The following is a 12,784-nucleotide window of genomic DNA, read 5'->3' on the forward strand; positions in this document are numbered from 1 at the left end:
TCGCCGCGCGGTGGAAGAGGGGCTGCTCGATCCGAAGCGGACCGTGCAGATCGGCATCCGCGGCTCGATCTATTCGCCCGACGACATGAGCTTCGCCGAGAGCTCGGGCATGCGCGTCATCTACATGGAGGAGTTCACCAAGCTCGGCCCCGCGAAGGTGATCGAGATCACGCGCCGCGTGGTGGGCGATGGGCCGACCTATGTCAGTTTTGATGTCGACGGCCTCGACCCGGTCTATGCGCCGGGCACCGGCACGCCGGAGATCGGCGGCATGACCACGCGCGAGGCGCAGGAAGTGGTGCGCGGGCTGCAAGGCTTGAACCTGGTCGGCGGCGATGTGGTGGAAGTGGCACCCCCGTTCGATCCCAGCGGCAACACCGCCCTGGTCGGCGCCACCTTCATGTTCGAGATCATGTGCCTGCTGGCGGACGCCGTCGCACGAAGGCGAAAGTGACTCCCAGTGCCGTGATGGAGTAGGCAGAAGCCTTCCGTCTTCAAAGACTGAGGGATTCTTCCCTCATTTGGACCCTAGCCTTCCGCATACATTGAACTGCGGGGGCTTCAGGCGCAGCTTCTTGCCCGTTCGCGTCGTGTCCGCTGTCAGAATCATGCAGGTCTGCATTAAGCAACCGGAACAGAGCACGCATGCCTTCAGCACCTCTGAAGAGCTACTGCACAATGCTACCGGCGGCGTGGCACAGGTCTTCCGCTATTGGGATCGCCTGCGCGGCGCGCGGCTGATGCCCTCGCCGTCGGAAGTCGATTTTCTCGAGCTCAGGCCGTGGCTCGCCGGCATCATGATGGTCGAAGTGACCGGTGGCGAAGGCCGCGAGCTCATCTACCGCGTGGTGGGCGAGCGTGCGGTGCGCCTGCGCGGCTATGATCCGACCGGGATGACGGTCTCGAAGGCCGCCTTTGGACAATCCGTTGCCTACGTGCTCGCCAACTACAGTGTGGTGATCGACCTCCGAATTCCGCTCTACGGCTGGTACGACGACGAGATCGCGGATGGCAGGCGTGTGGGCAGCGGCACATTGCTGCTCCCGCTCTCGGGCGATGGCCGGCGCGTCGATTGGGTGTTGGTCTATATTGAGGACACGGCCGCCTACGATTGGACCTGGGCTCGCTAGTCCCATTCTGGAAACGCATGGCTGCTGCGCTGCAGCATAGTAGCAATAACCATTGTAATTAAATTACGCAGCGTCGCGTTTCGCCATTATTTTGAGCCATAGGCTCGGTATCAACCGGTGGTTCCGGTTCCACTTCCACAAGTCGTGCGGAAGGCGCGTTTCGCACATGCAAAAGGGTAGCTTGTCGGACCAGCCGATTTTAGCCAAATAGCGCGCCAACAATCGGCACAACCATCGGTGAAACGGACATGTTGCGGGACGGCCTGGCTCGCCCCACGTTGGCGCGCTCGCGCGTTTGGGAGCAGTCGAGTTCTTTGCAGTCGCTGGAGCGGTGCGGCCCCAAGGCTGTCGCCCTTTACCAGTACTGGAATGCCCGCCGCGGCGTCCGGCCGATGCCAACGCGCGCCGACATTGACCCGTTGGAGATGCGGCAGTGGCTGCCGCGCCTCACACTCGTCGACGTCGGCCCTGGCGGCCAGTTCACCTATCGTCTGGTCGGGACCCAGATGGTGGAACTGCTCGGCATGAATCCGACCGGACGTTCGGTCGAGTCCGCCTGGCCCGAGGAGTTAGCCCCGCGGGTGCTGGGAAGCTACCGTGACGTGGTCGAAAGTCGCGGCCCAATCTTCTGCCAGCAGTTCAACGGTTGGCTGGACGACCAGGAGCCGACCGCCTGGTCGATGCGCCTGCCCCTGTCTTCCGATGGCGTCGAGGTTGACATGATCATGGCCTACCTCAGCAGCAACATCGGCATGCTGAGCCAGCTCTAGAGCCGCCGTTCTGTCAGCGCCAACCTCACCGCCAGCCCCACAAATACCAACGCCGAAACGCGATTGAGCCAGCGGCCGAAGCCGGCCGAACTGCCGATGGCGCGCGCCGCCGCGCTGGCGGAGCATGCGACGATCGCGTTCACGCTGGTCCCGCCGATATTGAAGAGCGCACCGAGCAGCAGGATCTGAATCGCCGGATTGCCCTGTGCCGGATCGACGAATTGCGGCAGGAAGGCGAGGATGAAGAGCGCCACTTTGGGATTGAGCAGGTTGGTCAAGGCGCCTTCCGCGAACACGCGCCACAGCGCGCTGCGCGCCAGGTTCCGGTCGACTGCCATCGCCTGATTGCTGGCCCGGATCGCCTTCCAGGCAAGATAGAGCAGATAGGCCGCACCGGCATACTTCACGAGCAGGAACGCAGTCTCCGAATGCTGCAGCAGGGCCGAGACGCCCAGGGCCGCTAGCACGCTATGGACGAAGCTGCCGGCGGCGATGCCCAAGCTGGCGGCAACCCCGGCCGTGCGGCCCTGCGTCGCGCTGCGGGCGACCACATAGGTCATGTCGGCGCCAGGGGTGAGATTGAGGGCCAGGGCGGCGGCCAGAAAGGGCAGGAGCTGGGTCAGGTCGAGCATGGCGTCCCCATCGGGTCCTTGGCGGGTCGGTTGGTTGACCCCCTCGGGGCCGATGTGCTGAATAGCCCAGCCGAAAGGGCGGGGAAAGATGGCCGACGACAAACGCGTCTATTTGTTCGACAGCACCTTGCGCGACGGCGCCCAGACCCAGGGCGTCGATTTCAGCGCGGATGACAAGGCGGCCATCGCCCAGGCGCTGGACCGGCTCGGCGTCGACTATGTCGAAGGGGGCTGGCCGGGCGCCAACCCGACCGACGACGCCTTCTTTGCGCAGCCGCCGACCCTGAAGCGCGCGACCCTGGTCGCCTTCGGCATGACCCGCCGGCCCGGCCGCAGCGCCGCTAACGATCCCAGCCTCAACGCCCTGCTCAATGCCAAGGTGCAGTCGGTCTGCATGGTGGGCAAGGCATGGGATTTCCATGTCGACGTGGCGTTGGGTGTGGCCAATACCGAGAACCTCGACATGATCGGCGAGAGCGTGGCCCATGCGAAGACGCGCATGCGCGAAGTGATGTTCGATGCCGAGCACTTCTTCGACGGCTACAAGGCCGATCCTGCCTTCGCCCTGCAATGCGTCGAGGTGGCCTATCAAGCCGGCGCGCGCTGGATCGTGTTATGCGACACCAACGGCGGAACGCTGCCGCACGAGATCGAGCGTATCGTCGGCGACGTCACCGCCAAGATCCCGGGCACGCACATCGGCATCCATTGCCATAACGATACCGAGAACGCGGTGGCCAATTCGCTGGCGGCGGTGCGCGCCGGCGCGCGCCAGATCCAGGGGACGCTGAACGGGCTGGGCGAGCGCTGCGGCAATGCCAACCTGGTATCGCTGATCCCGAGCCTGATGCTGAAGACCGACTTCAAGACCGCGCTCAGCGAGAAGGAGCTTGCGCAGCTCACCCACATCTCACGGCTGCTCGACGAGCGCCTCAACCGCGCGCCGAGCCGTCACGCGGCCTACGTCGGCGACAGCGCCTTCGCGCACAAGGGAGGGCTGCATGTCTCGGCGGTGGAGAAAGATCCGCGCACCTACGAGCATATCGAGCCCACAAGAGTCGGGAACCGCCGGCACATCGTGGTGTCGGACCAGTCCGGCCGCGCCAATATTCTCGCGCGCTTCCGCGAGATCGGGCTGGAGGTCGATGCCGCCGATCCCAAGGTCGCCACGTTGGTCGAGCAGGTGAAGGCGCGCGAGTTCGACGGTTATGCCTATGACGGCGCGGAAGCGAGCTTCGAGCTGCTGGCGCGACGCGCCATCGGCGGCCTGCCGGAGTACTTCAAGCTGTCGCGCTTCCGCGTGATGGATGAGCGGCGCTGGAACGCGCGCGGCGAGCTGGTGACTGAATCCGAGGCGACGGTGAATGTCGAGGTGCACACCGAATCGACAATGACGGTAGCGACCGGCAACGGCCCGGTGAACGCGCTCGACACCGCCCTGCGCAAGGCGTTGATGCCGCACTACCCGCAGCTCGCCGACATGCGCCTGGTGGACTTCAAGGTGCGCATCCTGACGCCACAGGCCGGCACCGAAGCCATCACGCGCGTAATGATCGAGAGCGCCGACAAGACTGGCGAGCGCTGGAGCACAGTCGGCGTCAGCGGCAACATCATCGACGCCTCCTACGAGGCGCTGAACGACGCGATCACCTGGAAGCTGCTCAAGTCGTCGCGTGGCAACTGAAGCTTCACAGAGCGCAGCGGCGCCCGCCATCGTCCTGGTGACGCCGCAATTGGGCGAGAATATCGGCGCGGCCGCCCGCGCAATGATGAATTGCGGCCTCGCCGACCTGCGCCTGGTCGCGCCGCGCGACGGCTGGCCCAATCTCGCCGCGGAGCGCGCTGCCGTCGGCGCGCTCGATCTGATGCCGCCGGTGCGGGTGTTCGATCAGCTCGGTGCGGCGATCGCCGACCTGACCATGGTCTATGCCACCACCGCGCGCGACCGCCAGATGGTGAAGCCGATCGTGACGGCGCGGCAGGCTGCGGTCGAAGCACGCGCGCATATGGCAATCGGCGGCAAGGTCGGATTCGTGTTCGGTCCGGAGCGTACGGGATTGCTGAGCGACGATGTCAGCCTTGCCAACAAGCTGGTGACGGTACCGCTCAATCCAGCCTTCACCTCGCTTAATCTTGGCCAGGCCGTCCTGCTGATCGGCTACGAATGGTTCCAGTCCGGCGATGAAACGCCGGCGTCCCAGCTGCCGTTGGGTGGTACGGTGCCGGCGACCCAGGCGGAGTTGCAGAACTTCTTCGCTCACCTGGAGCGCGAGCTCGATGCCTGCGGCTTCCTGCGCAACGAGGAAGCGCGGCCGCACATGATCCGGAACCTGCGGGCGATGTGGCAGCGGGCCGAACTGACAGAGCAGGAAGTCCGCACGCTCCACGGCATGATCAAGGAGCTGACGACCCTGCGCGCACCGCGCCGGAAGGGTTAGGCGGATAGTCGTCGAAGGTAATGCCTCTACGTCTCTTGTCAGTGGGCGCGCGTTCCGTGATGGCTAAGGCGTCTTCGACCTGCCAGTGCTTTCTAGTTTCGCGTGACCAAAAAGTATCTGCACAGCACGAAGGTTGACTGTGCGGCGACAGATCTGCGCTGAGCGGCACATCACCCCTCGTTGCACCGGATGGTCGCCGGCATTGCGCTGGCGCGGCTGGTGCCATCCGCCGATTGCTGCAGGTGGAAATTGGCAATCACTATATCGGAGCTTCATAGGGCTCTCGGGCAGTTCGATCGGATCGCGAATTATCTACCCGCGACGGCCGGTCCAGAGGTCTTCTTCCTGCCCCCGGCGCTGGACAACGCTCGCCGAGCCGCCGGGCGAGTTCATCCTGCTCCTGTTAATGGTCCGCAAGCGCTGCAAGGGGCGGCGTCCGTGGAGGCGACCGGATCGGTACCAAGCCAGCGGCACGCTCTATTTATCCCGCTATTTATCCAGCTGATTGCCAGCCGCAATTGCGGGCTTGTTCTTTGCCAAGGAGCCGAAACCTTTGCCGGGCCTAAGTGTTGAGCCTACATCTCCCGCTTATCGCAGCGAGCTGAAATGGCGGCCAGTGACCAGGTTGTCGACATTTCACGAAATCCGGAAACCAGTCGCCGGCGCCGCCGACGCACCGTCCTGCGGATGGGTGTGCCCATTTTTGGGGTGGCGCTAGTAATCGCCGCAATTCTCGGCATCGCGCTCTACTCCCATCACGCCAACAAACAGGATGTCCTGGCGCTTTCCACCCAGCTGCTCGATACGCTCGATCGACAGATTTCCCAGCGAGTCATGGGTTATCTCGATTCCTGCACCCGTTCGCTGCAGGTCCTAGGCGGTTTGATCCTGCGTCTTCCGGAGACGGAGCGACGCGCCGTCGCGGAAGGGTTCGCGGCTGGCGCTCTGCAGCAGATCCCGCAAATCTCCGCATTCCTGATGGCTGACAGCGAGGGAAACTTCTCCATGGTCAGTCGCGGGAAGCAAGTGAACTGGACCGCGGTCAAGCAGATTTCGAACGTTCCGGACCGGCGCCAAGTGCTCTGGATCGATCGCGATCGTGAAGGCGATGAGATGTCGCGCCGCGAGGATCCGACGGACGAATTCGATCCGCGAACCCGGCCCTGGTACCGAGGTGCGCTCGAAGCCAGTGGCGTCTTCTGGACCGGCGTCTATGTCTTCTTCACCGAAAAGAAACCGGGAGTCACGATCTCGGAGCGGCTGGTCACACCAGACGGCAAGGACTACGTCCTTGGGGCCGATATTTCGCTCGAGCGGCTCTCGACCTTTCTTGGTTCGCTCGAGATCGGCCGTAGCGGGCGCGCGGTGTTGATAGATGGCGAGGGGCATCTCATCGCTGCTCCCGACGCCAAGAAGACAGTGAAGCAGGTCGGTGAGGAATTCGTGCCACCGCGCGTGGACGAGATCGACGATCCAATTCTGACGGCTGCCTATGACCGCTTCCGAGTCCAAGGCGCAGGACGACGCATGGTCGAATTCAATGGGGAGAGCTATGTGACCAGCGCCACGCCGCTTCCCGGTGAGGCGCGGGACTGGTGGGTGCTGATGGTCGTGCCGGAAGCCGATTTCACCGGCTTTGTCGCCACCAATCACCAGCGCACCCTCATGATGTCGCTGGTGATCGTAGTTGCCGTCGCTGTGATGGCCTTCCTGCTGTTCCGTCAGGGTCTGCGCTATGATCATTCGGTACATCGCATGGCAGAGCAGAGTCGGACCATATCGCGGCAGAGTTCCGCTTACGCTGCAATCGCCGAACAATCCGAGCAGTTTATCTCAGAAGAGGGCCGACTGCCGCCGATCCTGACCGAAGCCCTGACCGAGCTTGCCAGTGCGCGGCGCGCCAGCATCTGGCGGCTCACTTCCGGCGATCGCGTTCTGCATTGTGACGACAGTTTCGACAGCGAGACACAGAGCCATGCCAGCGGGTTCCAGCTCCATCGCCGCGAGATGCCACGCTTCTTCGAATTTCTGAAGGAAGGTGAGGAAGCCGAGATTACCGATGCGGCGCGTGATCATCGCACGGCACAATTTTATCGCCAGCTTATGGAGGTAGTGGGTACTCACGCGCTCTTTGTCCTGCCGCTCCATCGTGGCGAGCGTACGACCGGTGTGCTGTGCCTCGAAGATGCACAATCGCTCGAAGGCCTGCGCACCTTCGTGCATACGGTTGCAAGCATGACGGCCTTGCAGCTTCGCAGCCTGGAAGAGCCGGATCACGAGCGGCGCCCTAAGGTCACACGTTCGCAAACAGAGAAGGAGCAGACGCCCAGCCGAATCCTGCCGGCCGATCTCAGGATCCCAGGGCTTGATACAGGGTCGCTGGGCGCCAAGCTGTACACCGGCATCGCGATCATGGCGCTGCGCTTTTCCGGCCCCGTAGCACTTGCCAAGAAAGCTCATGACAATGGCTCCGACCTCGCCGATGCGGTCGCTCAGGCGTTGCAGCAAGAGGCAGACGAGGTCGGCGTCGATTACTTGAAATTTGTATCGCAGCAGGCCATTGCTGCGGCGGGACTCAATGACGAAGATGCCGGACAAGCAATGGCCAAGGTTGCAGCGCTGGCCGTGGCGCTGCGCGATCGCTGTGCGACCTTGTTCGAATCGGCCGAGGGCGCCGAGTTCCGAATCGGCCTTCATTTCGGCCATGCCTTCGGCTGCGGCATCGGGGACGAGCCGCGCCAATTCAACCTTTGGGGTGAAGCAGTTGAGACTGCCGATACCATGGCGGCTTCGGCCGCGGCCGGCGCCATCCAGGTGAGTGAAGCCGCCTATCCACGGCTGCGCCAGGACTTCCTGCTTCGGCCGCGCGGCAGCTTCTACATGCCGGGCGTCGGTGAAGGCCGGACCTTTGTGCTCGCGGGGCAGCTGTGACCGCGATCGACACAGCTGCCGCGCCACGCCGGCACAGCCGCCTCCAAACCTGGCTCGCCTGGCTCGGGCGCAAGACGAGGATCCATACGCGTTTCTTCCTCATGCTGATGGCGCTGACAGCTGGCATCGTGATCGAATGTGGTCGACCCAGCTCCTGGCGCAGGCCGGTTCAGCGCGAGTTCTGGCGTGTGCTCCATTTTGCGCTCAAGGGAAGCCTCGTGCCCACCTGCTTCATCGCACTCGTGGGTGGGATTGGCATGGTGTATCAGGCGCTCTACTGGCTCAGCGTCCTGGGAGAGGAAGCCTCGATCGGCAATATTCTCGTTGCCGTCCTGGTGCGAGAGTTGGCCCCCGTTCTGGTCGGCGTCATTCTCCTGGGCCGCGCTGGCGCCGTCACCTTAACCGAGCTTGGCCAGCTTCATGCTGGGCGGCAGGTCCGTGCCTTGCGAATGCAAGGGCTCGATCCTTTGCTCTTCCTGGTCATGCCGCGCGGGGTGGCTTTTGCGCTCGCCTCTTACACACTCGGTATCATATTCGTGCTGGCGACCTTGCTCTTTGGCTTCGTCGCCGGCAGCCTCCTTGGAATTGCCGACATGTCGATCTGGTCCTTCCTTGACAATGTGCTGCGTGCGACGGCTCGGAGCGATTTCGTGCTTTTCCCGTTGAAGATGCTGGCCATCGGCCTGATGGTGGCGGCCACCATCTGCATGACGGCATTGGCAGCAGAGACGCATGATCGGTTGGGCGTGCTGATGGCGCGTGGCTTTGTCCGCGGCATTCTGGCCGTCCTGCTGACCAGTGTGCTTTTCAGTCTCATGGTCTGATCCATGCCGCAGATCCTTCGCTTGAGTCATGTCAGATCCGCGACGCTCTTCGGCAGCGCCGGCCAGGCCCAACTCGACTTTACGCTCCTGCCAGGCGAACTTGCGTTGATCGATGCGCGGGATCCGACACTGGCCGCCGGCTTTGCCGACCTCTGCTGCGGGCTGGAGCCGATCGACGAGGGCACGGTGCGGTTCTTGGACCGCGACTGGTCGGCCCTGCCGCACGATCTCGCCGATGCTTTGCGCGGGCAGATCGGGTGTGTCATGGCGTCAGCCGGGTGGCTCAGATTCCTCGACATCGCGACCAATATTCTAGTCGCGCCGCTTTACCACACCAACCACGATCTCGATCGGTTGCGTGGCGAGGCCGCCGCGCTGGCGCGCCGATTCGGCCTTCCGGGGATTCCGGCAGGACCGATCGACTCGCTGTCGCAAGACGATCTGCTTCGGGCCGGCTTTGTGCGGGCCTTCCTGGGCGATCCGAAGCTTGTGATCTTGGAAAGCCCGGTCCAGGGCCTCTTCCCTGATCTGGTTCCGATCCTGCTCAACCAGATCGCGGTCTTGCGCGATCAGGGTGGGGCTGCCATCTGGCTGACACGCAGCCGTCTGGTCTGGGACAATCGCAGCTTCCCTGCCACGCACCGCCTGCGACTGGGCTATCGTGGGTTCGTGCACGTTCACGGCAGTCATCACCCTGCCCCCGCGGGTGCGCACGCATGATTCGGATCCGCCACACCGACGAATGGATCGGTCTCGTCGTGATCGGCGCAATCGCGGTCCTCGTCGCCGCGATCCTGCAGGCGGGTGTCTTGCGCGACTGGTTCAAGCCCAGCGAGCAATTGAGGCTGGTATTGCCGGAATCCGGTGTCGCGGGCTTGGCGCCTGGCGGCGATGTCGAAGTGCTGGGCACCAAGGCTGGGATTGTGCGACGGGTCGTCCTTGAACCCAATCAGCAGATGTACGCCATCCTCGAGATCGACGAGCAGGCCACACCTTTCATCCGGCGCGACAGCACGGCGGTCATACGCCGCCGCTTTGGTTTGGCCGGTGCCGCCTTCGTCGACATTTCGCGCGGCTCGGGTCCGGAGATGGATTGGTCCTATGCGGTGATCGAAGCGACCACGGAACGCGCGCCCACCGACAATATCAGCGCCCTGATCAATGAGCTGCGCGAGAAGATCTTTCCGATCTTGGACAATGCCGGCCGGGCGACGAATGCGCTGGCTGAGATTGTGGAGCGCATCAATCGCGGGGAGGGCAACGTGGGTCGGGTGCTGGTCGATGATGCGCTTATGGTCGAGGCAGAGAAGATCATAAAGGACGCCAATCTATCTGTAGCCAGGCTCAATCAGATCCTGGTCCAGGTCGACAGCATCGCCAAGCAGGTCGATCAAGCGGCGGAGCGCTCGCCTAACATCACCAAGTCTGTCGAGCAGAGCGTCAAAGGTCTGCCGGCGGTCCTTGCGCAGCTCCAGATCACCTTGCAGGAGATCGATAAGCTCAGCGCTTCGCTGAGGAGTTCGTGGCTCGTTGGCGGGAGACGGGAACAGACTCCGGCGCAGCAGCCCAAGACCTTCTCACCCTCACAGGTCGTGCCATGAGATGGGCTGCAGCGATCCTCGTTGCGCTGAGCGCAGCGGCCTGCGGCAGCAACCAGGAGTCCGAAGAGCCACAACCGGCAGACCAGACCTTGGCACGCCACGAGGAGGCCGGCGATATCGCAGCTTCGCTCGATCGCCCGGAAGAGGCGATCGCGCAATACCAGGAAGCGTTGAGGCGCGCCGAGGCGGGCGATGATCTGAAGGCGATTGCGGAACTGAGCTTCAGTCTGGCGGTCGCTCAGCTCCGCGCCAACAGGCCGGAAGATGCCCTCGCGACGGCGACCAGGGCGCGAGGCGAACTCGAGCGGCGCGGCGGCACACAGATGCCGGCTTTGGCTCTGGCCGAGGCCTCAGCGCATTACCGGCTTGGAAATATTGAAAAGGCCGATCAGCTCGCAGCTGAGCTCGAACAGGATGGCACGAGCGAGGTGGCGGACGGCGCCAGTTACCTGCGCGGCATCATCGCCGACGAGCGGAATGATGCGGCGGGACTGAAAGCGGCGCTCGATCACATCACCGATCGGACGACGCCGGTGCGGCGCGCCGATCGCAGCGAACTCCAAGCGCGGCTCGATCTGCGCCAACGCAATTTTCGGAGCGCGCGTCTGACGGCCCTCGAAGCCGCCAAGTTCCGCCAGGATGTCCTGGATTATCGCGGCATGGCGCGCGCACTCTCTATCGCCGCGCTTGCGGCCGAGCGCGATAAGGATTTCGAAGGCGCCGCCGATCTCTATCTCCGTGCCGGGCGCAGTGCAGCGGCGCAATCCGATCCAGAGACAGCCAAACCCTGGCTCGTTCGCGCGCTCGAGCTTACCCGCAATCCCAAAACGGCGGACGCGGTGAAGGCGGCGCTGAGATCTCTTGGTGAAAACCAGTCAAGTTCCTCGGCTAGTTCGTCGGGCTAGTTTACCCGTGAGGGCACGGCTGCTGACGAACTTGACCGCAGTCCACCGAGTGTGCCAGTCACGATGGTTGTTTCGGGTCAAAACCGCGACTAACGAATATTTGGAACGGGAGGCCGCTCTCAAAGGCGCACCGGACATGAGCATGTTTTGATGGGACGAGTACCGCGTGATTCAGGCTTCGATCAAGCAGTTCCGTCGGATCACGACGCGACGCGAAAAAGCGCGCAGCTGATTTCGCGACTTTCTCCTGGCTTGGCGTGAACCGGCTATGGCTTCGACCTAGAGGGCCACAGGCTGGTCAGTCGAACTCGAAATCCGCGCGCATAGACGGGGCGGCGGTTACGGACCACGAATTCCATTTCGCGCGGATGCCTGCGGCTTCCTGCGCAACGAGGAAGCGCGCCCGCACATGATCCGGAACCCGCGGGCGATGTGGCAGCGGGCCGAACTGACAGAGCAGGAAGTCCGCACGCTGCACGGCTGACTGACGACCCCTGCGCGCACCGCGCCGGAAGGGTTAGGGTGTGCCCTCGTGAGCAACGAGCAACCAAAGCATCCGCCATCAGTTCCGTGACTGCGTTGAGACTACGCCCGGTCTAGCCCCATCATTGCCAAGGCAGCGCGACCGTTAGCGCCATAAGGATTGCCCAGGGTTTCAGCCATCTCGTCGTGGTGGTACTGGCCTTCGATGAGCGTTACCGTCTTGCCGGCCGCATTGACGGCTGCGGCGAAGTCGCGAGCCTGGCGTCGGAATTCGGGTGTCTCGAAGACGCCGTATGAGACGACGATTGGGGTGGCCAACTTGTCGATGTGGCGCTGTGGACTCATCGCGTCCGCCATTTCGTCGGTGAAGGCTATGTAACTGCGGCGATAGGAGAGGCGAACCGGCTCCATTTCGTACATGCCGCTCATGCAGAGCCCGCCTTTGATCGCGTCGCCAGGCAGTCCGAATTCCGAGGCCCAGTCAGTCACCAGCGCCACCGCGCACAGATGGCCGCCCGACGAATGGCCGCCGATATAGAGCCGTTCGGGATCGCCATCGAAGCTGGCGGCATTCCGGTGGACCCAGGCGATGGCGCGGCGGACTTGCGCCGCCAGCACGCCGAGATCGCCGTTTACCTGGGTGACCGACGCGAAATCAATGGCGAGATAGTGGGCTCCAGCCTTGACGAACATCTCGGCGGGATAGCCGGATTCCCCAGCCGAACCGAAGCGCCACGTGCCGCCATGGATGAAGACAAATATTGGCGCGATCGGTGCGATAGATGTCCAGCGTCTCCACCGCGGTCTCTCCGTAGGAGTGGTGGAGCGGTTCGCCGATGCGCCGGCGCACCTCGCCGCTGGTGGCCGACAGACGGCCTTGAACGCGCCGGCCCAGAGGTTCGTAGTACTCTTGCCGGTATGCGATATCGAGTTCGACTTGGTCGTAGTCCATGAAGACGAGCGGGCCCTTCTCGTGCTTCGGCACGCCGATCTGGCATGACTGCGCCAGGGCCGGCGTGGCGATGGCGGCCGCGGCGGTGCCCAGCATGGCGCGGCGGGTGACGGACATT

General features: G+C 63.5%; 13 protein-coding genes. 10 read left to right on the plus strand and 3 right to left on the minus strand.

The genetic code is table 11. From position 1 onward, the window contains the following. From DTX69_RS13580 to DTX69_RS13590, 3 genes are all read left to right on the plus strand, one after another. On the plus strand, positions 1-454 hold a 454-nt coding region (locus DTX69_RS13580; RefSeq protein ID WP_284735757.1), incomplete at its 5' end, for an arginase family protein. A 154-nt stretch (positions 455-608) separates the two neighbouring features. Further along, on the plus strand, positions 609-1,130 hold the full coding sequence (locus DTX69_RS13585) for a PAS domain-containing protein (protein ID WP_162917144.1): 522 nt from the start codon (positions 609-611) through the stop codon (positions 1,128-1,130). 248 nt (positions 1,131-1,378) lie between these two features. After that, positions 1,379-1,900 carry a PAS domain-containing protein gene (locus tag DTX69_RS13590; protein ID WP_119302094.1) on the plus strand — a complete coding sequence of 174 codons (522 nt, stop codon included), beginning with the start codon at positions 1,379-1,381 and terminating at the stop codon, positions 1,898-1,900. On the opposite strand, the gene DTX69_RS13595 is transcribed toward DTX69_RS13590, so the two are convergent. Next, entirely contained in the window at positions 1,897-2,532 is a 636-nt protein-coding gene (locus DTX69_RS13595) for a LysE family translocator (protein WP_284735758.1), read from the minus strand. The genes DTX69_RS13590 and DTX69_RS13595 overlap by 4 nt on opposite strands. Before the next feature lie 88 nt (positions 2,533-2,620). Here DTX69_RS13595 and cimA point away from each other — a divergent pair, with 88 nt between their 5' ends. The 7 genes from cimA (at position 2,621) to DTX69_RS13630 (ending at position 11,231) form a co-directional block, all read left to right on the plus strand. Next, positions 2,621-4,216 carry a citramalate synthase gene (gene cimA / locus DTX69_RS13600; RefSeq protein WP_119302095.1) on the plus strand — a complete coding sequence of 532 codons (1,596 nt, stop codon included), beginning with the start codon at positions 2,621-2,623 and terminating at the stop codon, positions 4,214-4,216. Then, a complete protein-coding gene (locus DTX69_RS13605) occupies positions 4,206-4,970 on the plus strand; it encodes an RNA methyltransferase (protein WP_119302096.1) in 765 nt (254 codons plus the stop codon). Before cimA ends, DTX69_RS13605 begins: the two co-directional genes overlap by 11 nt. 693 nt (positions 4,971-5,663) lie before the next feature. After that, complete coding sequence (locus tag DTX69_RS13610) at positions 5,664-7,901, plus strand: cache domain-containing protein (RefSeq protein WP_284735759.1); 2,238 nt, start codon at positions 5,664-5,666, stop codon at positions 7,899-7,901. After that, the gene (locus DTX69_RS13615; protein ID WP_119302098.1) at positions 7,898-8,725 is read left to right on the plus strand and encodes an MlaE family ABC transporter permease; all 828 of its coding nucleotides are present in this window, start codon (positions 7,898-7,900) and stop codon (positions 8,723-8,725) included. The genes DTX69_RS13610 and DTX69_RS13615 overlap by 4 nt, the downstream gene beginning before the upstream one ends. Positions 8,726-8,746: 21 nt before the next feature. Then, positions 8,747-9,445: a P-loop NTPase family protein gene (locus DTX69_RS13620; protein ID WP_162917146.1), complete on the plus strand. Its 699-nt coding sequence runs from the start codon at positions 8,747-8,749 to the stop codon at positions 9,443-9,445. After that, entirely contained in the window at positions 9,442-10,326 is an 885-nt protein-coding gene (locus DTX69_RS13625; protein WP_119302100.1) for an MlaD family protein, read from the plus strand. The genes DTX69_RS13620 and DTX69_RS13625 overlap by 4 nt, the downstream gene beginning before the upstream one ends. Further along, complete coding sequence (locus tag DTX69_RS13630; RefSeq protein ID WP_119302101.1) at positions 10,323-11,231, plus strand: hypothetical protein; 909 nt, start codon at positions 10,323-10,325, stop codon at positions 11,229-11,231. Before DTX69_RS13625 ends, DTX69_RS13630 begins: the two co-directional genes overlap by 4 nt. A 585-nt stretch (positions 11,232-11,816) precedes the next feature. Here the strand turns inward: DTX69_RS13630 and DTX69_RS30635 are convergent. Continuing rightward, complete coding sequence (locus tag DTX69_RS30635; RefSeq protein ID WP_284735790.1) at positions 11,817-12,485, minus strand: alpha/beta hydrolase; 669 nt, start codon at positions 12,483-12,485, stop codon at positions 11,817-11,819. Continuing rightward, positions 12,370-12,783, minus strand: a complete 414-nt coding sequence (locus DTX69_RS30640; RefSeq protein WP_284735796.1) for a hypothetical protein — start codon at positions 12,781-12,783, stop codon at positions 12,370-12,372. Before DTX69_RS30640 ends, DTX69_RS30635 begins: the two co-directional genes overlap by 116 nt. Between the last annotated feature and the right edge of the window lies 1 nt (position 12,784).

It is taken from the genome of Dongia deserti, from assembly GCF_003574735.1.
GTDB lineage: Bacteria > Pseudomonadota > Alphaproteobacteria > Dongiales > Dongiaceae > Dongia_A > Dongia_A deserti.